The following is a 23,183-nucleotide window of genomic DNA, read 5'->3' as shown; positions in this document are numbered from 1 at the left end:
ATTAATTGGTAAATGTAATCATTCCTACAAAAATCACCATCCACTTAAGTTTTTTTAGCACCAAACTTATTTTCAGTGCCATTTAATAGTTTCTTCAAATTAACCCTATGTGTAAAAATAATGAATATAGATGCAAAAACACCCAATGCTATCAAAGGGAAACTTTGTTGATCAGAGATAAAAATTAAGACCAATGGAAAAACAACAGCAGCTAGCATGGATCCCAAGGATACATATCTAGTAATAGCAATCACAAGTACAAAAGTGAAGAGGCTAAATAGAAAAGCTAAGGGAAATAATCCTAATGCCATTCCTGCCAGAGTAGCAACTCCTTTCCCCCCTTTAAATCCAATATAAATTGGAAATACGTGACCTAAAACAGCAGCCAAACCAAAGCCAATTTGAATATAAACTAAATCAAATGTAAGGTTGTGCCATACTAATAGATTTACAACAGCCCATACTGGAAACCATGCTTTGGCCATATCGAATAAGAGAACAGGAATACCTGCATAATATCCTAAAACCCGAATGGTATTGGTGGCTCCTGCATTTCCACTTCCATGCTCCCTAACATCAGTTTTATAAAACCACTTTCCCACCCATACGGAAGTAGGAATACTTCCTAATAAATAGGAGATTATAAGTCCTAATAACAGCTGAATCCAATCATTCATTATATATAGGGTTTAATACGATTAATGAAATCATCTTTTTTCTTGGTATCTCCAATATTATATCTGTAATTTGATTTCTTCCCATTTTCACTATCCTCCTTCAGCTTGTTTTTATCACCTTTTCCATTTACATCTTCCAATATTATTTCATTAAATTTGGCTACTGATGAAAACACTTTTAACAATTGTCCTTGATAATTAAAATGGAACCATTCCCCACCCACTTCAAAATAGATATTGATTTCATCTTGGGTTCTCATTTTTCTATATTCCACATAACCTTCAACTTCAGCATTAACTCTATCTTTAAGGAATCCTCCAATGGCAATTTTTCCTTTAGCAATATAGCTTTGTGCTCCTGTATACCACCTCATATTCATTTCATTAATAAAAATGGTATGCTGCAAGGCTTCGGGAATTCTCTTTTGCTTACCCATTGCAATATCGGATATGTATTTATCGGCAGCATTAATACCCATAAATCCACCTGCTACCTTTGAATAGAAATCTGCTCCCATGTCATAAAAATCAGCATCTGCAGTTTTAAATACATTTACAATTTCCGCCAAAGCCTTCTCTGAAAAATGGAAATCGAAAGCTGTAGCTACGGTAAATTCAGCATCCTTATCTTTCTCATCTACCATACCCCAAGATTTCATATGAAAATCAGAAGTTCTAACATCAAAACTTAAATCACCTTCAGCATGAGTTTTACAAGTATTGGCGTTATAACTAAAATAATTATCTGGACGACTAAATTGCTGCAGTTTTTCCTCTGTCGAAATTCTATATTCTGATGTCCTTTGATCATAAAGAATATAACCCGTGGCCGACATAAGGATAGAATCATAATATTCTTGTTTATTCTCTAGAAATATAGAATAAACCTCTCTATTATCTCTATTATTTGCAATTCCAATATATTTTCTAGTATTTGAAATATCAGGTACTCTGGGTTGCTTAGGAATAGGAATCATTACATTTACTGGGTCAATAATCGATTTAAAGCCAATCCAATGTTCACCAGTTATGCAAGCTGTTTTTAGTTTAAATCCGCCATCAAACTCCAAAGGTTCTCTACTTGCCAATAGATGCACATCGCCATAAAACTCAAATGCTGGACTTAATGTAAAGCCTTGTTCTTTTAGAATGGTTCCTGCAGCAACTGTTTGAAAGGTCGTATCTACGGATATCTGACTAAAGAAGACATTCTGTTTCATGTCATACTTATCTAAATACACATAAGAGCCTGAAGCTAAATAATCGTTTTTACCATTAATCTTTACTTTCGCTTCGTTTATTTCATGGTATTTTGTCGTATTGTTTGCAAGAATTTTCGCTCCTTCTAATGGTACCATATTAGCTTCCTTAAGAATAGTTACAGATAAATCGACTGGATAAATTATAGCATCTGCAACTAATATTTTCAATACCCCATCTGCTGTAATAACTTTGGTTCTAGAGTTAAAACTAGCTTTTGCTGAGGTAAAAGTGAGAGAATCTTGTTTTGGATGCACTGAGTAGAATTCAGAACCAGTAATTTCAATATCAGCCAAATCCCTAATTGATTTCCCAACAAACTCTTCGGGCATAGTGGCATCTTTTTTCGAATAAGTTGTTTCATCTTTATCCATACACCAAGTGGCCTCATCCATATAGCATATATATTGATTATCTGGAAATTTCACCAAGGAATTACCATCATTTGAAGTAAATAAGACTTTCCTTTCTGTATAATCGCCATCAGCACTAAAGTTAGAAAGTTCCCATCCATCATCTTTAAAGTCTACTGTGTCTGCATGATAGGTTAGATTTTGAAAATCGTATTTATTGGAAGTCATAAATGCGACTTTGTAATGCAGCTTCCCTCCACCATTAAGGCCTGTTGGTTTTAAACTGAGCATTCCTTCGATACTAGTTTCCTCATCATACATACTAATGAATTCAGCTTTAGAATACACTTGCATTTCATCTTGATATGGCATCCAGTGTTGATAAACATTCTTACCTGAAGCACGAGGAAATTCAATAGATTCTTTTACTGGAGATAGATTAAAACTCTCCGCATGAACATTCATGGAATCCAGATAGAAAATATAATCACTTGCCATTGTCTTTGAAGTAAGGTAATCTAAGTTTCCATCCCCACGTAAACCACGATTACTCAGACTTACTGTATTAAAGAAAGTTCCTTTATCTCCATAAGCAGGCAAACCACTTTCAGGAGTCCCTTTTTCAAATCCTAGAGAATAATCATCCATTACTTGCAAAGGTTCTGCAATATCAGGGAAGATTCCACCGGAGTATAAATATCCATCGAATTTAATATCTTCAGTTTTAATATTATCAAGTGATTCTAGCACAAAAGGGCTAATTCTAAAATAAAATCTATCTCGAGTATAAACTCCTTTTTCAATAAAATATTGATCATAATAAGCGTAGGAATCTTTTTTACTGTTGAAAACCGGATATTCCTTATAGGGTTTTAATCCAGATTTATTAGAGGGGTGATCAATGAGCAAATCTCCAGATAAATCTATCAGCGCTGTTTGCACTTGCTTCCGTTCCCGACCACCAGTGGGTAAAGGTTTTCCTTCTACCCAAAACCAAAGAGAGTCGATCTGAGGCATATCCAACTTAAAACTATTATAATCGAAGGTACAGCCCCAAGATTTGAAGCTAAATCGTCCTGCAGTAATTTTTCCATTAAACCGGAAATTTCTATTTTTACTCACAACTATATATTCATCTTCAGCAATTCCAGTATTTCCAGGTTCAATAACCAAGTTCTGGGAATCTGAAAGAATAATTCTTTGTACCCCATTAATCTTCAAATCAAAACTATCTAATTGAAGTTCTGCATTAGTTAGTTTTGTATTAGCTGAACGAAATGAAATAACATCATAATCTACTTTCCCAGTTCTGGCATTTAAATAAAATGGGGTTCTATCTTTTACGATAACCATGTCATTGTCCACATCATAAATAACGAAACCTTCGTGTGCAAGAGATAAAAGTTGAAGTTTAACTTGTTCATAGGGCATTCTTAAGAAATTGGCATAATCTAAAATATGAATCTTATTGGTACCAGTTTCCTTTATGTATTTATTTAATAGGCTTAGAGGGTGTTGAGCATCCATACCCATCAACTCTTCAAAATGCTGCAGAGAATATCTATTATTAGAAGTGAAAAAAGCGGGACGTTTATTCATTCCTTTAATCATATCAAAATCCATGATATCCTCATCCAGTTTCCAATAAGCTGCTTCCACAAACATATCCAATTGATGAAAGGTATTAAAGAATGGATCTGCCCTTACGCCTCGTTCATCTCTAATTAGGGATAATTCACGAGTTTTATCAGAATAATTCATTCTTAATCCACTATGATAAATACTATCCTGCCGATAATGGATAGTCACACTAGAGTTTTGTGATCGTATTTTGTCGATACTAATTGAGAAACTATTGGAACTCAGAGAAACAAATTTCTTTCCATTTCTTTTAAATGTAAGAATCACAGGGTCTTGTGCATCTCCAATACCAATTAATCGTGCACCTTCAACTTTAAATCCACCTGAGAAATCAATATCTTGAAATATCTCTGGTATTTTCCATTGTTTAGTATAGGATGTAAAAGCTGGGAAAAGTGCTTTTTCTCCTCGACTACTAGCCAATACTTGTTCTTCCAGTTCACCTAAAAGAGGGACGTCAAAATAACGATAATTAAAAAACTCGACCGAATCAGCCTCAAATTTAGACATCTTCATTTCTATTTGGTAATGCTTCAAATTGGCATAAATTTCATTCTTATCTAAATCTGCTCTCTGCCAATCAATTCTTCCACCTTCTCCATCCCAATGATTTTCAAATACATGATACACTCCAGAAGTTCCATAAACATTAGAACTGTCTTTTTTGGTATAACAGACTAAATCAGTATTAGAAAAAACATAACGTACCGTAGAATCTACTTTCAAATCCCAATCATCTCCTACTTTCCATTTTATAATTCTATTGGAGAAGATATAATTATCTTCAAACAAAGCCAAAGAATTAACCAAATAGGTAGTAAAATCCCTATTTTTCTTCTTCTTTAAAACCAAGTCTGCACTAGACATCCATTTCTTTACTTTTGTATCAGGTAATTGATTATCGATTAGAGCGATTAATGTGATATAGTAATCTCTAAAAAATGGAACAGCTCTCATTTTATTCTCTAACATCAAGTTTGATGTGATATAAATCTTTTCTTTTATATCATTAGAGAAATAGCCCATTTCCCATTTTTCTTCCAAATCTTTCATCAAAACTTTTACGCCTTTTTTGTCTTTATCTTGGATAGACTTAGAAGAAAAAAGCTCATCTAATGCTGAAAAATATTCTTCACTAGAATAAGGCATTGTTTTGGCATTTTTTTGGGCATATCCAAAAGAACTAATCAATATCAACACAAAGGCAATATAAAATCTACTAAAATATCTAATATCCATAGTCATAGGTACATTATTGGGAATTAAACAAAGATAATACAATCAGGCATTATACAGCTGCTATTTTGTTCACAAAAAAAGATATGAAATAATGAATATTGTTAATAAAAGAAACAGCCATCCACAAAAAAACCATCAGTGATTATATATCATCTGACGGTTTTAAATATCTAATTGTTACTTTATTACCTAATAAAAACGGCAGCAACCCAATTGTTTTTCGAAATATGTCTGACATATTCTAAGCCCAAACTATTGGCCTTTTTTGTGATGTCTTCCAAATCATTCTCATAGAATCCACTAAAGAAAATCTTTCCTCCTTTTTCAAGAACAGCAGCATAGGCATGCATATCGTTGAGGAGGATGTTTTTATTAATATTTGCAATTATCAATTGGTAGTTTTGATTTTTTAAAATAGTGGCATCGCCTTGTTCCACAATAATATTCGGAAAGTTATTCTTCCTTACATTATCGTAGGCATTGCGATAAGCCCACTCGTCATTATCAATGGCATGAACGGTTTCTGCATTTTTCATGGCTGCTAAAATGGCCAATACTGCAGTACCACATCCCATATCCAAAACGGATTTACCTTCCACATCTTCATCCATCAATAATTGAATCATTTGATGAGTGGTTTCGTGGTGGGCAGTTCCAAATGACATCTGAGGCAATATCTCTATTTCAAATTCCACATTGGGCATAGAAGGGTGAAATGGCGCTCGGATATAACATCTGTTATCGATGAGTACAGGTTCATACTCACTTTCCCATTTTGCATTCCAATTTTGGTCTTCAATTTTTTGAACTTGATAAGAAACCTTAAATTCGGGATTATTCATACTAAATAACTCGTCTACTAATTTCTCGTCAAACTGATTTTCTTGGATATAAGCCTTTAGATTAGCCTCCTCCTCCACGAAACTTTCAAAACCTATTTCACTCAATTCTGCCACCAAAATCTCGGCAGCAGGAACCATAGGCTCAATGCTAAAATTCACTTCGATATATGCCATTAATTAAAGCTCTTAACAATAGTGATAAAATCTTCTGCTTTCAAAGAAGCACCGCCTATTAAGCCACCATCCACATCTTTTTGTGAGAATAGTTCTTTGGCATTTTTAGCATTACAAGAACCACCATAAAGGATAGTTGTTTCTTCAGCTAACTCAGCACCCCATTTCTCAGTTAGAATACTCCTGATAAAAGCATGCATTTCTTGAGCTTGTTCAGTAGTGGCGGTTACCCCTGTACCAATGGCCCAAACTGGCTCATAGGCAAGAATTACATTCTCCATTTCTTCAGCATTCAAATGGAATAAGCTATCAGCGATTTGAGCTTTTACAATATCAAAATGCTTTTCGGTTTCTCTTTCTTCTAATAATTCACCAAAACAGAAGATTGGAAATATTTCATTCTCTAAAAGTTGATCTACTTTAAGAGCTAAATCTTGGTGTGTTTCATTGAAATACTTTCTTCTTTCTGAATGGCCTACAAGACAACAGCTAACATCTAATGATTTTAGCATAGAAGCTGAAATTTCACCAGTATAGGCTCCTTTATCTTGAGTAGAACAGTTTTGTGCACCCACTGAAAAACCATTTTCTAATCCAACATCTGTTGACATTTCAAGGTATAATGCTGGAGGACAAATGATAACTTCCTCATTTTCTAGTTCTAAATCTTTAATTCCTTCAGCTAATTGAAATAATAATTCATCAGCTTCTTCGAAATTATTATTCATTTTCCAGTTTCCTGCGACAATTCTTTTTCTCATTGTTTTTGATTTTAAATATGTTGGGCAAAAATAGGGCATTATTTTAAATATACATAGAAAATTACGAGGTGACGATGGTTATGTGGTGACGATGGTTACGATACAACGATGGTTGCATTGGTTGCGTAAATATGTGAATGTGAAAACACATAACTAGGTATATGCGCAACTACGTGCATATCATTGCAATAAAATATTTCCTATTTCGTTTGAACTAAAACATTTCTATGAAAATTTTAAATAAAATTGCGCCTTATTTTTTTATTTTTTTGCTTGTATCATTATCAATTATTTTATTAATATGGATCGATAAAGACACTGATTATTTTCATCAAATATTCGGTTGGAGACTTGCTCAAGGTTATTTGTTTTATGGTCTTCCAATGATGATTGCTATTTCCTATCTTTATAAAAGAATTAGAAAACATTTAAATGTAACCGCTAGTATATTAACTTCAGTTATTGGTGGAGTGCCTATTACTATGGTATCACTAGTTTTCTTTTATTTAATTATTGGAGCTATTTTTTAGAGTTAAAATACGAAACCCCATAAATATAAAAAGCCCAGATTCTCATCTAGGCTTTCTCATTTATAATCTTATTCTATTATTTTCTAAAAGTAGGGATTCGACCAGGTGTCCATGGTGCTCCAGCTTTTTCTAACTCTTGCTCTACCATTTTCATATCGGCATCCATCTTTTCTAAAGTCTTTAATATTTGAGGAACCTCCTCCACAACAATAGCATAATTATTAACCATAGTTTGAGTTGGTTCAGAAGTAGAACTCCACATTCCCCAAACTATATTTTGAATTCTATTGCTTAAAGGAACAGCAGCTGGTGGAATTTCTTCCCAACTAGCTTTTGCTTCCACTCCGTCTATCAAGAAGAAAAGATCATCTAATTGTTCGGCAATCGCTTTAGTTTTTAAACTTAATTCAAATGGCATACCAGGCGTATTATGGATAGTTTGACGAACAGAAGCGATTCTCTTTTCCATCTCTTCCATATACTGTCCAGCACCATTCATGGTCTTAATTACTTCAGTAATTTGACGTTGAAATGCCACTAAAGTGCCACGGTCAGCAGCAGGTAAAGTAGTATTATTAAGAGTTTTGGCAGTGAATTCAACAGGCCCAGCAAGCGCTTTCTTTTCCCCATCAAAAACCATATCAATACTCACGCTATATTTACCAGGAAGTACTGGATATCCCCAACTATTCTTATTATCTGTAGGATTAAACTCCTCAGTTTCTATGTGATTAAAACCGGCATACTGAAGACTCCAATTCATACGATTTACACCTTTCGAAGGCTTCTTAAATATTTCCTTAACCACAGAACCAGCTGCATCTTTAATAGTAAAAACGAGGTATGGGTCAAGTTGTCTTTCTTCGGCTCTTAATTCTTCAACACTTGGTTGGGGAATTTTCTCCCCAGCTTCAAACTGTTCTTTTTCTTTTTTCTTTCTCTCACTCTTAATAGTTTTTGGAATTTCCTTTATATAATAAGTAAACACAGCTCCAAACTTAGGGTTCTTACCTAAATATGGCATAGAACCTTGACCATATCGATTTCCAGTTTGTACAAACATTAAAGCATCAGAAATTGGGAACAAGAAAGCTTCCTGATCAAATAAATCTGTGCTTAATTCTCTAAGTGGAGTAAAATCATCTAAAATGTAAAATCCTCGACCAAATGTTGCAATAGCAAGGTCGTTTTCTCTTTCTTGAATAGCAATATCTCTCACAGCAACGTCAGGCATTCCCGCACTTAATTTCTTCCATTCTTGTCCTCCATCAATGGAGAAATAGAAAGCAAATTCAGTTCCTACAAAAAGGAGGTCTTTTTTTACAAAATCTTGCTCCAAAGTATGAACAGAACCATTTTCAGGAAGGTTAGCAGCTATAGAAGTCCATGTACGACCTTTATCTGTTGACTTTAGAACATAAGGTTTAAAATCATCAGCCTTGGTATTATTAAAAGTAGCGAAAACCACATTCTCATCAAATTTAGAAGGCATAATATCACTAACATAAGTATATTCTGGAACGCCAGGGAAGCTACTAACTTTGAACCAGTTGTCACCATCATCCTCTGTTATTTGAATCAAACCATCATCTGTACCAACATAAAGTAAACCTTTTTTTACTTTAGATTCAGCCATCGCAACAATAGTTCCCCATTGTGAAGTAGACATATCTTTTACCACAGCATCTGATGGCCAATATTTATCCATCATTTTAAACTGATTTCTATCTTCGTTGCGGGTTAAGTCTTCACTTATTGTTTTCCAACTGTGACCTCTATCGGTACTTTTAAATACCTTATTGGCAGCTATATACAAAGTCTGACCTTGATGAGGACTAATCAACATAGGCGCATCCCAATTCCAACGATGTGTTAATTCATCTTTGTTAGGTTGAGGCTTGATTGAAATACTTTCTCCTGATTTTTTATCGTAGCGAGAAACATTACCATATTGGTATTCTGAGTAAACGATATTTGGATCATCTGGATCGATTGCTTGCCAGAAACCATCACCTCCAAGAGTTGTTTTCCATTCCCCTTGAGTTACTCCTCCTCTTGTTGTATTCATATTAGGTCCACCAAAACTGTTATTGTCTTGTGTTCCACCATATACCCAATAGAAAGGCTCTGTATTATCTACAGCTACTCTATAAAATTGTGTTACGGGAAGATTAGATTTGAAAATATAATTATTACCTCCATCATAAGATTCATAAACACCACCATCAGTACCAATCATGAAGTGCTTGGTATCTGTAGGGTCAATCCAAAGAGCGTGATCATCAACATGTCTTCCATTATTACCAATCGAATTCCATGTTTTACCACCATTACGGCTTACTTTACTAATGGTTTCTACAGAATATACTGTATTCACATCGATTGGATCACAATAAATCTCATTATAATATTGTCCACTGGCAGAATGATCACCCATTTTCTCAAAACTCGCTCCTCTATTTACCGAACGAAAGAAACCACCTGTTTCCCCTTGTGCTTCTATAATTAAATAGACTACATTCCTATCCACAGAAGAAATGGCAATTCCCATACCTCCCACATGACCACCAGGTAAACCATTGGTCACTTTTTTCCAAGTTTTCCCAGCATCTTTTGAAATGTGAAGACCTGATTCTGGCCCTCCTCCAATTTTTCCGAATCCACTTCTTCTTCTTTGTTCAGCAGTGGCATAAATTAGATCAGGATCAATGGGGTCTAAAACCACATTATTGATACCTGTGTTTTCGCTGATTTCTAAAACCAATTCCCAGTTGGCTCCACCATCGATAGATTTATACAATCCTCTTTCGCCTCCAGGTCCCCAAGCAGATCCTTCAGCAGCCACATAAACCACATCACTATCTCTAGGATCAATGGCTATCATACCAATCTGACGACTTTCTTTTAGTCCCATATTGGTCCAACTAGCTCCACCATCTTCTGATTTATAAACACCATTTCCGTAACCCAAAGCTCTTTGGTGATTATTCTCACCCGTTCCAGCCCAAATCACATGATGATTATTGGGATCCATTTTCAAACAACCAATAGAATAAGCTCCATTATTATCAAATATTGGCTCCCAAGTGGTACCGTTATTATAGGTTTTCCAAATATGACCAGAGGCAACTGCCACATAATATTCACTTGGATTATCTGGGTTAACTGCAAAGTCAGCAATTCTTCCTGAAGTAAAAGCAGGCCCAATTCCTCTCCAAGTTAAACCAATATTGGCCTTTTCAAGAGCAGTGGTTTCTTTCTCTGCTGTTTCTTTTTTCTTTTTGGCCCATGCGGGTCCTGAGAACAAAAGTCCACATACAAGGACTCCCGTCATCACATAAGTCGTAAAACGATTGATCATGATTTTATGTTTTATTTATAATACAAGGATGGGCTTACAAAAATCCTATTAGATGCTTCAAATTTAGTTAAAAATATAGAATACACCATAAACTAATCAAATATGCGTTATATATTTGCCAATGGTGTTTTATTATTCTCTGCAAGAAAACTCCGATAACTGCGTTATACTTTTTACGAAAACAGTCATTGACAAAAGTCAACTCCTTGATTTTCATAAAAACCAAGCCTTGTTCTCGAAGCTCTTTTGCGAGAGATACAGAGAAATGCATAATATACTTGCAGATACTGATTATGGTAACAAAAAGAAATAACATCTTCGGTTTTCATACCCTATTGCTACTTTTTAGCTTTGGAAGTATGGTGGATGGAATGGCTCAAATTGATACCATAAAACAAATATCAACTGAAATCCTTTCATCAAATGAAGCGGATAAGAAGCTTATTTTAAACAGTGAGCTCAAAATAAAATTAGATTCCTTACTCCGATCAGAACCAAAAAAACTTCAAGAAATTGACTCCACTGGATTATTATATTCTTTGGTAAGCAGCGATAAAAAGCTCCAAATCATTACTTGGGCCATATCTTTTGATGGCAATTGGGAGCATTATGGATTTGTTAAAAGCTATAATCAAAACAAAAAAGAGTATGCTGTATTTGAGCTCATTCCAAGTGATTTTCATCAAAGTATCAACTCCAAAGAATCTTTTAATAATGACAATTGGCCTGCAGCCCTCTATTTGAAAATGGTTGAAAACAGCTATAATGATAAAGATTATTATACTTTGTTAGGTTGGCTGCCTTCTCAAGACCAAACTGCTTTTAAATTGATTGAAGTGATTACATTAAGTAAAAGTGGGAAGCCTAGTTTTGGCAAGCTCAATTTTTTTATGATTGAAAAAGAATATCATAAGAGGATGCTATTTAGTTATAATTTCCAAAGTAAATTTCAATTGGACTATGGAGAATATAGTTTCTCGACCCGAAAGTGGAACAAGAAGAAAAAGAAGTACGAGACCAGTACTTTTAGCGAGGATTTAATAGTGTTTGATCATCTCATTCCAATGTATCCAGATTTAGCAAATTTACCAGAGTTTATGGTACCTATGGGTAATGCGGTAGATGCTTTTTATTTTGAAAAAGGGAAATGGAGAATGAAAGCAGATATAGATGCTAGGAATATGGAAGTGAAAAAAGTGGAGAGAAAAAAACCTTCTCTTGACTTATTTGAATCCAATGAATAAATACTATATTTGCTCCTAATGAATTGAATATCTTTTCACAAACAGAATTAGAAAAACCTAAAACAAAAAATAATTTATGAAAAACAGTAAGCTGAAAATTGCATTATTATTTATGCTGAGTTTCTTTTTCCTACCTTTAATAGCACAAACCGATTCGGATAGAATTATTGGGAAATGGTTTAATGAAGAAAAAGATGGGAAAGTAGAAATCTATAAACAAGGAGACAAATACTTTGGCAAATTGGTCTGGTTAAAAACTCCAAATAATGAAGATGGAACTCCAAAACTAGATGTTGAAAATCCTGATGATGAAATGAAGAAAAGAGAGCTACAAGGAATCGTTCTTTTAAAAGATTTCGTTTTTGATGATGATGAGTGGGAAGATGGAGAAATCTATGATCCTAAAAGTGGCAAAACCTACAGCTGCTATATGGAATTCGAAGACAATGGTTCATTAATGATCAAGGGATATATTGGTGTTAAATGGGTAGGAAAAACTACCTATTGGACCAAAGCTGAATAGATACTTTTTTATGATAATATAGAACAACTCATATTTTTTTGTGGGTTGTTTTTTTATGCCTATTTTTTCGATTAGAAGATTCAACACTAATAATTCTCTAATCAATAGCGTCCTAATAATTACAATAGACTCCTCGCTACGCATCGGAGTGACAAGAGTTTTGGTAAGGAAACTGGAAGAATAGGTTTTATTTTGCTATAGAAAAATAAAATCCATTCTTCCATGGTGTCATATTCTATACATTGTCTTTCTGAACGAAATGCAATGAAGTGAAGAATCTTTTAATAATATGAAACTTATTTTGGACAATATTGTTCTCTAATTATAATTTTAACCTTTCCTAGGCTCAAAATCGCATTTTTTTTAACAGATACGATCATCTACCTTTGCCCAATGAATTTATCAAAACACAACAAGATTGAAATCATAAAAAACTTAGGTTTTTCTGAACTCAACGAAATGCAAAATGCTACTATTGATGCAGCGACACAACATCCTCACCTTTTATTATTAGCACCAACAGGTAGCGGAAAAACGGTGGCCTATCTCTTGAGTATCCTGTCTAGAATTCAGAAGAAACCAGGTGTTCAAGCTTTAATCCTAGTTCCTACACGCGAATTGGTTTTGCAGGTAGAAAGTGTTTTGAAACAAATGAAAACCGGATGGAAAATAAATGTGGCTTATGGTGGCCATCCTTTTTCAGTGGAGCGTCAAAATTTCACTCATCCTCCTGAAATTTTAATAGGAACACCCGGACGAGTGCAAGATCACATGCAAAGAGAGACATTCGATGTATCAACTATTGAGCAAGTGGTTTTTGATGAATTTGATAAATCATTGGAATTGGGCTTTTCTAAACAAATGGAGTTTATTAGAGCAGAGCTCAAACACGTAAAAAGACAATTATTGGTTTCTGCTACTCAACGGATTGAAATACCCGGATATTTGCAATTAAAAGATTTACATACCTTAGATTTTAGTCAGGAAGAGAAAATAGATTTAGAATTAAAGCAATTATTAGTCTCTAAAGAAGAAAAGCCAGAAGGACTGATTAAGATCATCAATAATCTAGAAGATGGTGAAAACGCTCTGGTTTTTGTAAATCATAGAGATGCTTGCGATCGAATTGCAGAGTATTTTAATATCTTCAAGATTTCTTACTCTATCTTTCACGGTGGGTTGGAACAAGATCAACGAGAATTGGAGCTCACCAAGTTCCGAAATGGAAGTTCTCGTGTACTCATTGCCACTGATATAGCTTCTCGTGGTATCGACATACCTGAATTGGATTATGTGATTCATTATCAAATCCCTCCTCAAGAAACAGTATTTACCCATCGTAATGGCAGAACAGCCAGAATGAAAGCTACAGGAACTGCGGTCATCATCAGGAGTCAATTAGATAAACTACCGTCCTATTTACAAGAAGAACCTGAAAATATAAAGCTGAAAGAAGGCAGAGAATTAAGCCAAAGCGAATGGGTGACGCTATATGTTGGAAAAGGCAAAAAAGACAAAGTAAATAAAATAGATATTGTTGGTTTCTTTCTGCAATTTCATTTTATGGCAAAAGATGATATTGGTCTCATTGAAATGAAAGACTATGCTGCTTATATAGCAGTTAAAAGAGATAAATACCAAGATTTACTTAAAGTGTCAAAAGATAAAAAGATGAAAAACAAAAAGCCTAAAATTGCTTTGGCTCGATAACAAACTACCTCCCAGTCAAATCCTTAGGTATGCGGCCACTTTTGATAGCTTCAGAGCGTAATCTACGACCCACTATCCGCTCATTCATATTTCCTATGTCTAGAATTTTATCAATATCCAAATTGGTTTCAATACCCATTTCATCCATCATAACCACCATATCTTCGGTACTGACTAAACCCACCAAATTTGAGTCTTTATAATAATAGGCTCCTGTTCCTGACACAGGAACTCCACTTACAAAATTAGCGGGCTGTCCGCCAATTCCACCCATAGTAGATTCGTAATTGGTCATCCCAGCTTGCAAGGCAGCTAGCACATTGGCCAAGCCCCATCCTCTAGTGGTATGAAAATGTACAATATGCTTATCTGGATTTCCAAAATGCTCAAGTAATGAAGAATAATAGCGATAAACCCTATCTGGTGAAGCACTACCGTCATGGTCTGCATGTTCCACATCATCGGCTCCAATATCTATCCAACGCTGTGCAAATTCTATGGCTTTATTCATATCAGTAGGACCTTCAATCGGACAGCCCCAAATGGTGCTCACGGTTCCATTTACTTTGATACCCACATCATGAGCTTTCTTTATATATTCCTCAGCCATTTTCCAATATTCCTTTAAAGAAAGACCACTATTCTTTTTGTGATGACTCTCACTGGTGGATACCATAAAGAGGATTCTATCGGGTCCCCAGCCTTCTAATTTTGCTTGTATGGCTCTTTCAGCTGCTCTTTCTCTAATAGTAACAGCAGTTAAACTTACCTCCTCTAAAAGATGCTTTACTTTCTTTGATTGATGAATACCTTTGAATAAATCATCGCAGTCTTTAAACTGAGGCATTCCTTTTGGATTACCAAAGTTAGATACCTCAATATGTTTAAAACCTGCTAAAACTAATTGTTCTAACATCCATATTTTGGCTTCGGTTGGGATAAAATTTTCTTCGTGTTGGTAACCGTCTCTGACAGTAATATCGCCAATAGTCACTCTCTTTGGATAATTCATAATTCAGGTATTTAGATTTTGAAAACATTGTCCAATAACTTCGTTATGTTCACATTTTAATTTTGTCACTTACCGTAGTAAGCTCTCAAATTAAAATGACTCACATGCCTCGTTCTTGAACACTTTTTTCAAAAGATTATTTTTTAATAATTCTATTATTTACGAAATGTTTATTAAGGATATTTGCTCTTTGCTCTTTGCTCTTTGCTCTTTGCCCTTTGCTCTTTGCTCTTTGCCCTTTGCCCTTTGCCCTAAATCTTCATCTCTGGAATATCACCTTCAATAATTAAAGGGGCACCGGTCTTCTCCACAATTTCTTCAACAGAAACTCCAGGAGCTCTTTCTATTAATTTGAAGCCTTGGTCTGTTACTTCGATGACGGCTAAATCCGAAACAATTTTCTTTACGCAGTTTACTCCTGTTAAAGGAAGACTACAAGCTGTTTTCAGCTTTGGATTCCCATTTCTATCGGTATGAGTGGTGGCTACGATAATATTCTTTGCTGCCGCCACTAAATCCATGGCTCCTCCCATCCCTTTTACCATTTTTCCGGGAATTTTCCAGGAACTGATGTCTCCTTTATCAGTAACTTCAAAAGCACCAAGGACAGTTAAATCAATATGACCTCCTCTAATCATGGCAAAGCTCATCGAAGAATCAAAGAAAGAAGAACCTGCCAATGTAGTCACCGTTTGCTTACCCGCATTTATCAGGTCGGCATCTGCTTTTCCCTTTTCAGGAAAGGGGCCAATTCCTAATAATCCATTCTCCGACTGAAGCACTACTTCTATTCCATCTGGGACATAATTTGCAACTAATGTTGGTATTCCAATCCCTAGGTTTACATAATACCCATCTTGTAATTCTTGGGCTATTCTTTTTGCTATTCCGTTTTTATCTAGACTCATTGTTTTTATTTTTATCTGCCACAAAGGCTCCAAGACTCTAAGGTACACAAAGTTTAATTCTATATACGCTCGCTTTAAAACCAAAGTATAATTAATGAGCTCTTCGTGTACCTTTGTGTCTCTGTGTCTTAGTGGTTAATTAATCTAATCACGAACTGTTTCAAATTCAATTCGCTTTTCATAATCTACACCTTGAAATATTCTTTGAACAAAGACACCTGGTGTGTGAATCTGATTGGGGTCCAACTCACCGGCAGAAACCAGTTCTTCCACTTCTGCAATGGTGATTTTACCGGCCATGGCCATGGGCTGATTAAAGTTATTAGCTGTTTCTCGGTAAATAAGATTTCCCATGGTATCCCCTTTCCAAGCCTTTACTACTGCAAAATCCGCAGTTAATGCATGTTCTAAAAGATGCATTTTTCCATTGAATTCTCTTGATTCTTTACCTTCACCAACTTCAGTTCCATAACCTGCCGGAACGTAAAAAGCTGGAATACCGGCTCCACCTGCTCTAATACGCTCTGCTAAAGTCCCTTGTGGAACCAAGTCCACCTCTAGCTCACCAGAAAGCATCTGACGTTCAAACTCTTTATTTTCACCTACATAAGAAGATATCATCTTTTTAATTTGGTGTTTTCTTAATAATGCACCTAAGCCAAAATTATCGACACCAGCATTATTAGAAATACAGGTTAAATCTTTGAACTCAGATTCCACTAAGGCCTTGATGGTATTTTCCGGAATCCCACAAAGACCAAAACCACCCAACATTAGGGTTTGTCCGTCTTGCATTCCTTGCAAAGCCTCCTTAGCATCTTTTACTACTTTATTCATATTTTAGGTTTTTGTTTTTCGTTTTAACAACCAATATATCTTGATATTACCATTCTTTGAATCTCAGAAGTGCCCTCTCCTATCTGTAATAATCGTTGGTCACGATAAAATCTTTCTATTGGATAATCTTTCATTAAGCCATAACCACCATGAATTTGCACTGCTTCATCAGCTACTGATTTTGCAATCTCACTACAGTATAATTTCGACATGGCTGCTTCTTTGGCAAATGGTTTTTTATTGTCTTTTAACCAGCATGCTTTGTATAGGAGATTTCTGGCTAATTCAATTTGCATGGCCATATCGGCCAACTTAAAAGCAATGGCCTGAAATTTAGAAATTGGTTTTCCAAACTGATTACGTTCTTTAGAATACTGCAAAGCCATTTCATAAGCTCCTTGTGCCAACCCTAAACCCATAGCAGCAATGGAAAGTCTTCCATTATCTAGAGTCGAAAGCATAATCTTACTTCCTTGTCCAATATCTCCTAGTAGATTTTCTTCTGGTACTATACAATCATCGAAATATAATTCTGAAGTATCTGAAGAACGCCACATCATTTTTCCATGCATGGCTACTCTTTTAAAACCAGGAGTATCTTTTTCTACAATTACGGTGGTGAATTCTTTTTTACCATCAGGAAGAACCTTTGTTACGGCCTGTACAGTTGCTCCTAATGACAAATCGGAGGCACCATTGGTGATGAATATCTTAGAACCATTTATTCTCCATTTTCCCTCCTCTAGTTTTGCAGTGGTTTTAGAACCTCGACTATCAGAACCGGCATCGGGCTCAGTAAGACCAAAAGCCCAAAGCCCTTCACCAGTACATAATTTGGGCAAGTATTTTAATTTCTGCTCTTCTGTTCCGTAATAATAGAGTGGTCCAATTCCCAAAGAATTATGAGCCGCTAAAGTGGCTGCTTGAGAGCCATCAACTCTGGCTAATTCCTCAACTGCGATAATATAGGATAAGGTATCCAATTCTTGTCCGCCATATTTTTCTGGAAGATACATACCAAAAAGGCCAAGCTCACCCATTTTTCGAGTTAAATCCTCTGAAAACTCTTCTTTCTCGTCCAACTCTTGAGCAATAGGTTTGATTTCTCTTTCAGCAAAATCCCTTACCGTTTGTCTAATCAACTCTTGTTCTTCTGTTAATTCGAAATTCATATATGATGTTTTATTTGATTAAAAATTGATTTTTGTGATAGAATTGATGATTTATTCAGCCTCCTCCAAACGTAATAATATTTTAGTATTATCCACCATTTCTCCTTCTTGAACTAGAATTTCTTCTATTTTTCCATCACGACTGGCTAAGATATTATTTTCCATTTTCATGGCTTCCACTATCAATAAAGTTTGACCTTTTTTAACCTCTCCCCCTTCTTCCACCAATACTTTGATCACCTTACCAGGCATTGGAGATTTTAAAATATCGCTAGTTTCAGCCTCATGACTAGATTCGTAAAAATCTTCTTGAACTAAGACCTCTAAATCTTCTAATTTAAATACTTGTCCTTTCCAATTAAAAAGAATATGGGCTTCATCTTTCTTCACGAAGTAAACTCGTTCTTCTTTGTTATCAATACTTAAATCAATACAATTATTCTTTACACTTAAAATTTCAACTGGAAGAATATCTTGTCCATTTTTTAATCTGAAACTTGAAGGTTTTACTTCCATCAATTGATAAGAAAGGAATTCTTCTCCTAATTTCCATTGAAAATCCATTTGTAATCTCCAATAAGCTATTTTTTCCCAAATATTATGAGGTGAATTAGAGGAGGCTATTTTTATAGAGGCATAAGCTGCTCCAAGGATATTCCTATCCATATTAAGATGATAAGCTTCAGCACTTTTTAGTATTTGAGAAGCATGAGTATCGCAATATTTAGTAGAGATATAATTCAGTATATAATCTTCTTCTTTCATTAAAGCCAGCATAAAAGGAATATTAGTCGACAAGCCCAAAATGACGAATTCCTCTAAACTAGCCATCATTTTCGTGATCGCTTTGGACCTGTTCTCTTCCCACACGACCAACTTGCTTATCATGGGGTCGAAAAAGCTTTTTATCTCTACGGCTTGATCAATAGCTGAATCCACTCTAATATGTACTCCTTTGGGTTCTTTATAATAACTTACGAAACCTGGTGCTGGACGAAAATCATTCTCAGGTTCTTCCGCATAAACTCGTGCTTCAATGGCATGACCATTTTGCTTAATATCTTCTTGCTTCCAGCTTAATTCTTCTCCTTGTGCTATCCTAATTTGCTCTTGAACCAAGTCTACGCCAGTCACCATTTCCGTAACAGGATGTTCCACTTGAATTCTAGTATTCATCTCCAAGAAATAGTAGTTTAAATCGGAATCCACTAAAAACTCGATAGTTCCAGCACTGGTATAATTAATGGCTTTGGCAATATCTACTGCTGCTTTCCCCATCTTTTCTCTTGTGGCTTGATCTAAAGTGGGAGATGGAGATTCCTCAATTATTTTCTGGTAACGACGTTGAATGCTACATTCACGTTCATATAAATGAATTACATTTCCAAATCTATCGCCCAATAATTGGATTTCAATATGACGAGGATTCTCAATGAACTTCTCCACATAAACTTCAGCATCACCAAAATAAGCTAAGGCTTCACGGCTTGTGGACTCAATTACGGATTCCAAATCATTCCAATCACGCACAATTCTCATTCCTTTCCCTCCTCCACCAGCTGCGGCTTTTACAAGGATAGGCAGTTCTATGTTTTTTGCCAGACTCAGAAGTTCTTCAGGGCTACCCGTCACACCTTTGGTCATGGGGATTTTAAGGCTATCCACAAAAGCTCGTGCCTCTATTTTATTTCCCATTAACTGAATGGCTCGACTCGACGGTCCAATAAAAACAATATCGTTCTTTTCACAAGCTGCCACCAATTCAGGATTTTCCGCCAAAAAACCATAACCTGGATGAATGGCATCAGCCCCATGTTTCAGAGCAATCTCCATTATTTTTCCAACATTCAAATAGGTTTCAGACAGTGATTCTTCACCTATACAAAAGGCTTCATCAGCTTTACGAATATGTAAGCTATCCTTATCAGCCTGTGAATAGACAGCCATACTGGTGATTCCCATTTTCTGAGCAGCCTTAATAATTCTTACTGCAATTTCACCTCTATTGGCAATTAATATTTTATTGAATTTCTTCATTATTCCTCTATTATTAGAACGCGTCGATTACAAATCAACGCAAGCAGTAATTTATTATTTTTCAGGACTGGTGGCCACCCAATTTGGCTTTCTCTTTTCCAGAAATGCTGCCATGCCTTCTTGACCTTCTGAGCTGGCTCTGATTTCGGCTATCATCTTGGCGGTATAATCAATGGCTTCTTGAAGACTCAGCTTATTGGAAATATCGTAGAGAAGGTTCTTACATTGGGTCATGGCTTTAGGGCCACTGGTCTTTAACAATCCTATGAGTTCCTCTAGATGAAGGTCTAAATTGCTTGAGGATAATGATTTATTCACCAAACGATGATGGGCTGCTTCGGCGCCTTTAAATCTTTTGCCTGTTAGCATTAATTCTTTGGAACCATACTCTCCTACTCTTTTGGTCACATATGGAGAAATACAAGCCGGCACAATGCCAATCTTTACTTCACTTAAAGAAAAAGTGGTATTCTCCTCTGCATAAGCAAAATCACAAGCTGCTAATAATCCATTGGCACCGCCAATAGCTGCTCCATGAACAATAGCGATGGTAGGCTTAGCACAGGTATAGATATTATAAAAACAGAGTGAAAGATTGAGACTTTCTTTATAATTATCTTCATAGGAATATTTTGCCACATCACGCATCCAGTTCAAATCTGCTCCAGCACAGAATGACTTTCCTCTACCTCTTAAAACCACTACTCTGATTCCTTCATTATCATTGATTTCTTCGAACATCTCTATCAACTCCGCTATCATGACTTCATTGAAAGCATTGTGTATTTCTGGACGATTAAGCCAAACGGTGCCTACTTCGTTGTTTATTTCTAATTCTATGGTTTTATATACTTTCATTTTTTATTTGATTTGCCACCAAGACTCAAAGGCACTAAGAAAATAAATATTCTCCTTTGCGTCTTTGTATCTTTGCGTGATATATTATTTCTTAGCTTTTTCCATAATCTCCTCGACAACACCAGGATCCAATAAAGTACTAGTATCTCCAAAGCTTGAAGTATCGTTGGAAGCTATTTTCCTGAGGATTCTTCTCATAATTTTACCAGAGCGTGTTTTTGGCAATCCACTTACTATTAAAATTTTATCAGGACGAGCAATTGGACCAATAATATTATTAACTCCAATTTTAATACTCTTTATAATCCCCTCCTCGCTGGTGGTTTCATCCATATCGGTACAAACTACAAAGGCATAAATCCCTTGTCCTTTGATATCGTGAGGAAAACCAACAACAGCAGATTCCACTACTCGAGGATGCTCGTTAATCGCATTTTCTACTTCGGCTGTTCCCATTCTATGACCTGAAACATTGATGACATCATCAACTCTACCTAGTATCCTATAATAACCATCCTCATCTCGTTTTACACCATCTCCAGTGAAATAGTAGCCAGGATAGGTTGAAAAGTAAGTTTGTTGGAAACGTTCATGATCACCATAAATAGTTCTTGCCATTCCCGGCCATGGAAATTTGATACAAAGATTACCTTGAACACTGTTTCCTTTTAACTCTTTTCCATCGGGATCCACTATGACAGGTTGAACACCAGGAAGTGGTAATGTGGCATAAGAAGGTTTAGTGGGCGTAACGCCAGCTATAGGGCTGATTAAAATCCCACCCGTTTCCGTTTGCCACCAAGTATCCACAATGGGACAACGATCTTTACCCACATGATCATGATACCAGTGCCAAGCTTCTTCATTAATGGGTTCTCCTACTGTACCTAGAACCTTTAGGCTTTTCATTTCTTTATTCTCGACAAACTCATTTCCTTCTGCCATTAAAGCACGAATAGCAGTTGGTGCTGTATAGAACTGATTCACTTGATACTTTTCTACAATATCCCAATATCTTCCTGCATCAGGAAAAGTAGGAATTCCTTCGAACATTAATGTTGTGGCTCCACTTAATAATGGGCCATAAACAATATAAGAATGGCCAGTAATCCAGCCAATATCAGCAGAGCAGAAATATACATCACCTTCCCCATATTGAAATACATTGCGGAAGGTATAGGAAGTATAAACCATATAGCCACCAGTGGTATGAACTAAGCCTTTTGGTTGGCCGGTAGAACCAGATGTATAGAGGATGAAAAGAGGATCCTCAGCATCTAATATTTCAGCATCATTATCACAAGACACACCTTCAGTAAGTTCATCCCACCAATAATCGCGACCTGCTAACATATTTACCTCTTCACCAGTTCTCTTTTTAATGATGACCGTTTCTACTGAATCACATCTTTCTACTGCCTCATCTACAATTTTCTTTATTGGAATGGTTTTGGTGCCACGGAATCCTCCATCAGAAGCAATAACCACTTTTGCTTGAGCATCAATTATTCTATCAGCTAATGCATTACTTGAAAATCCTGCAAATACAATAGAATGTACGGCTCCAATTCTAGCACAAGCCAACATGGCAATGGCCAATTCGGGAATCATGGGCATATACAAAGCCACCCGGTCACCTTTTGTTACTCCCTTTTCAAGGAGCACATTGGCAAATTGTTTCACTTTATCAAAAAGTTCAGAATAAGTTATAGTAATACCCTCCTCAGAAGGGTCATTTGGCTCCCAGATAATGGCAGCCTGATCTTTCTTAAAAAACATCTGACGCTCAAAAATATTTTCAGTAAGATTCAATCTTCCTCCTTTAAACCAATCAATTCTTGGTTCTGTGAAGTTCCAATCTAAAACACATTCATATTTCTTCCGCCAATAAAAAGCTTCTGCCTGTTGTCCCCAGAAATCTTCTGGATTTACTGCGCTCTTTTGGTATTCATGAAAATAGCCACTTAATGTTTTAATTTTAATTGCCATAGTTAAAGGTTTTTATTTTAGGTATTTAGATTGTTTTTAATAAAAAATATAAATC

Annotated in this window: 16 protein-coding genes; 4 read left to right on the top strand and 12 right to left on the bottom strand. The window is 35.7% G+C overall.

Annotated features, from left to right (window positions below):
• Positions 1-44: 44 nt before the first annotated feature.
• The 4 genes from plsY to tpiA form a co-directional block, all read right to left on the bottom strand.
• Positions 45-677, bottom strand: a complete 633-nt coding sequence (plsY, locus tag HNS40_RS05470) for a glycerol-3-phosphate 1-O-acyltransferase PlsY (RefSeq protein WP_216663612.1) — start codon at positions 675-677, stop codon at positions 45-47.
• Positions 677-5,176, bottom strand: a complete 4,500-nt coding sequence (locus HNS40_RS05465; protein WP_172278483.1) for a hypothetical protein — start codon at positions 5,174-5,176, stop codon at positions 677-679. The genes plsY and HNS40_RS05465 overlap by 1 nt, the downstream gene beginning before the upstream one ends.
• Positions 5,177-5,355: 179 nt before the next feature.
• Positions 5,356-6,186 carry a 50S ribosomal protein L11 methyltransferase gene (gene prmA, locus HNS40_RS05460; RefSeq protein WP_172278481.1) on the bottom strand — a complete coding sequence of 277 codons (831 nt, stop codon included), beginning with the start codon at positions 6,184-6,186 and terminating at the stop codon, positions 5,356-5,358.
• The gene (gene tpiA, locus HNS40_RS05455; protein WP_172278479.1) at positions 6,186-6,947 is read right to left on the bottom strand and encodes a triose-phosphate isomerase; all 762 of its coding nucleotides are present in this window, start codon (positions 6,945-6,947) and stop codon (positions 6,186-6,188) included. The genes prmA and tpiA overlap by 1 nt, the downstream gene beginning before the upstream one ends.
• Before the next feature lie 227 nt (positions 6,948-7,174).
• Between tpiA and HNS40_RS05450 the strand changes: the two genes are divergently transcribed.
• A complete protein-coding gene (locus HNS40_RS05450) occupies positions 7,175-7,477 on the top strand; it encodes a hypothetical protein (RefSeq protein WP_172278477.1) in 303 nt (100 codons plus the stop codon).
• Positions 7,478-7,553: 76 nt separating this feature from the next.
• Here HNS40_RS05450 and HNS40_RS05445 read toward each other — a convergent pair whose 3' ends face one another.
• Complete coding sequence (locus HNS40_RS05445; protein WP_172278475.1) at positions 7,554-10,838, bottom strand: glycosyl hydrolase; 3,285 nt, start codon at positions 10,836-10,838, stop codon at positions 7,554-7,556.
• Positions 10,839-11,131: 293 nt separating this feature from the next.
• Between HNS40_RS05445 and HNS40_RS05440 the strand changes: the two genes are divergently transcribed.
• From HNS40_RS05440 to HNS40_RS05430, 3 genes are all read left to right on the top strand, one after another.
• Positions 11,132-12,082, top strand: coding sequence for a hypothetical protein (locus HNS40_RS05440; RefSeq protein WP_172278473.1), 951 nt, complete (start codon positions 11,132-11,134; stop codon positions 12,080-12,082).
• Positions 12,083-12,158: 76 nt separating this feature from the next.
• Positions 12,159-12,605, top strand: coding sequence for a DUF2147 domain-containing protein (locus HNS40_RS05435; RefSeq protein ID WP_172278471.1), 447 nt, complete (start codon positions 12,159-12,161; stop codon positions 12,603-12,605).
• A gap of 393 nt (positions 12,606-12,998) precedes the next feature.
• Complete coding sequence (locus HNS40_RS05430) at positions 12,999-14,315, top strand: DEAD/DEAH box helicase (protein ID WP_172278469.1); 1,317 nt, start codon at positions 12,999-13,001, stop codon at positions 14,313-14,315.
• 4 nt (positions 14,316-14,319) lie between these two features.
• Here HNS40_RS05430 and HNS40_RS05425 read toward each other — a convergent pair whose 3' ends face one another.
• From HNS40_RS05425 to acs, 7 genes are all read right to left on the bottom strand, one after another.
• Positions 14,320-15,327 carry a pyruvate carboxyltransferase gene (locus HNS40_RS05425; RefSeq protein WP_172278467.1) on the bottom strand — a complete coding sequence of 336 codons (1,008 nt, stop codon included), beginning with the start codon at positions 15,325-15,327 and terminating at the stop codon, positions 14,320-14,322.
• Positions 15,328-15,578: 251 nt separating this feature from the next.
• The gene (locus tag HNS40_RS05420) at positions 15,579-16,235 is read right to left on the bottom strand and encodes a 3-oxoacid CoA-transferase subunit B (protein ID WP_172278465.1); all 657 of its coding nucleotides are present in this window, start codon (positions 16,233-16,235) and stop codon (positions 15,579-15,581) included.
• Positions 16,236-16,379: 144 nt separating this feature from the next.
• Positions 16,380-17,072 carry a CoA transferase subunit A gene (locus tag HNS40_RS05415; protein WP_172278463.1) on the bottom strand — a complete coding sequence of 231 codons (693 nt, stop codon included), beginning with the start codon at positions 17,070-17,072 and terminating at the stop codon, positions 16,380-16,382.
• Positions 17,073-17,095: 23 nt separating this feature from the next.
• Positions 17,096-18,244 carry an acyl-CoA dehydrogenase family protein gene (locus HNS40_RS05410; protein WP_172278461.1) on the bottom strand — a complete coding sequence of 383 codons (1,149 nt, stop codon included), beginning with the start codon at positions 18,242-18,244 and terminating at the stop codon, positions 17,096-17,098.
• A 51-nt stretch (positions 18,245-18,295) separates the two neighbouring features.
• Positions 18,296-20,281 carry an acetyl-CoA carboxylase biotin carboxylase subunit gene (locus HNS40_RS05405; protein WP_172278459.1) on the bottom strand — a complete coding sequence of 662 codons (1,986 nt, stop codon included), beginning with the start codon at positions 20,279-20,281 and terminating at the stop codon, positions 18,296-18,298.
• A gap of 54 nt (positions 20,282-20,335) precedes the next feature.
• Positions 20,336-21,139 carry an enoyl-CoA hydratase-related protein gene (locus HNS40_RS05400; RefSeq protein WP_172278457.1) on the bottom strand — a complete coding sequence of 268 codons (804 nt, stop codon included), beginning with the start codon at positions 21,137-21,139 and terminating at the stop codon, positions 20,336-20,338.
• 84 nt (positions 21,140-21,223) lie between these two features.
• Positions 21,224-23,128 (bottom strand): acetate--CoA ligase, encoded by a 1,905-nt coding sequence (acs, locus tag HNS40_RS05395; protein ID WP_172278455.1) that lies wholly within the window; start codon positions 23,126-23,128, stop codon positions 21,224-21,226.
• Positions 23,129-23,183 lie beyond the last annotated feature (55 nt).

The organism is Lentimicrobium sp. S6, from assembly GCF_013166635.1.
In the GTDB taxonomy this organism is placed as follows: Bacteria; Bacteroidota; Bacteroidia; order Bacteroidales; family UBA12170; genus UBA12170.
The sequence above is the reverse complement of the archived record's forward strand: the minus strand, read 5'-3'. Positions and strand labels throughout refer to the sequence as shown.

What these genes read in the sequence shown, in the direction of transcription:
- plsY (WP_216663612.1), bottom strand. Translation starts at nt 677, where the DNA reads ATGAATGATTGGATTCAGCTGTTATTAGGACTTATAATCTCCTATTTA.
- HNS40_RS05465 (WP_172278483.1), bottom strand. Translation starts at nt 5,176, where the DNA reads ATGACTATGGATATTAGATATTTTAGTAGATTTTATATTGCCTTTGTG.
- prmA (WP_172278481.1), bottom strand. Translation starts at nt 6,186, where the DNA reads ATGGCATATATCGAAGTGAATTTTAGCATTGAGCCTATGGTTCCTGCT.
- tpiA (WP_172278479.1), bottom strand. Translation starts at nt 6,947, where the DNA reads ATGAGAAAAAGAATTGTCGCAGGAAACTGGAAAATGAATAATAATTTC.
- HNS40_RS05450 (WP_172278477.1), top strand. Translation starts at nt 7,175, where the DNA reads ATGAAAATTTTAAATAAAATTGCGCCTTATTTTTTTATTTTTTTGCTT.
- HNS40_RS05445 (WP_172278475.1), bottom strand. Translation starts at nt 10,838, where the DNA reads ATGATCAATCGTTTTACGACTTATGTGATGACGGGAGTCCTTGTATGT.
- HNS40_RS05440 (WP_172278473.1), top strand. Translation starts at nt 11,132, where the DNA reads ATGGTAACAAAAAGAAATAACATCTTCGGTTTTCATACCCTATTGCTA.
- HNS40_RS05435 (WP_172278471.1), top strand. Translation starts at nt 12,159, where the DNA reads ATGAAAAACAGTAAGCTGAAAATTGCATTATTATTTATGCTGAGTTTC.
- HNS40_RS05430 (WP_172278469.1), top strand. Translation starts at nt 12,999, where the DNA reads ATGAATTTATCAAAACACAACAAGATTGAAATCATAAAAAACTTAGGT.
- HNS40_RS05425 (WP_172278467.1), bottom strand. Translation starts at nt 15,327, where the DNA reads ATGAATTATCCAAAGAGAGTGACTATTGGCGATATTACTGTCAGAGAC.
- HNS40_RS05420 (WP_172278465.1), bottom strand. Translation starts at nt 16,235, where the DNA reads ATGAGTCTAGATAAAAACGGAATAGCAAAAAGAATAGCCCAAGAATTA.
- HNS40_RS05415 (WP_172278463.1), bottom strand. Translation starts at nt 17,072, where the DNA reads ATGAATAAAGTAGTAAAAGATGCTAAGGAGGCTTTGCAAGGAATGCAA.
- HNS40_RS05410 (WP_172278461.1), bottom strand. Translation starts at nt 18,244, where the DNA reads ATGAATTTCGAATTAACAGAAGAACAAGAGTTGATTAGACAAACGGTA.
- HNS40_RS05405 (WP_172278459.1), bottom strand. Translation starts at nt 20,281, where the DNA reads ATGAAGAAATTCAATAAAATATTAATTGCCAATAGAGGTGAAATTGCA.
- HNS40_RS05400 (WP_172278457.1), bottom strand. Translation starts at nt 21,139, where the DNA reads ATGAAAGTATATAAAACCATAGAATTAGAAATAAACAACGAAGTAGGC.
- acs (WP_172278455.1), bottom strand. Translation starts at nt 23,128, where the DNA reads ATGGCAATTAAAATTAAAACATTAAGTGGCTATTTTCATGAATACCAA.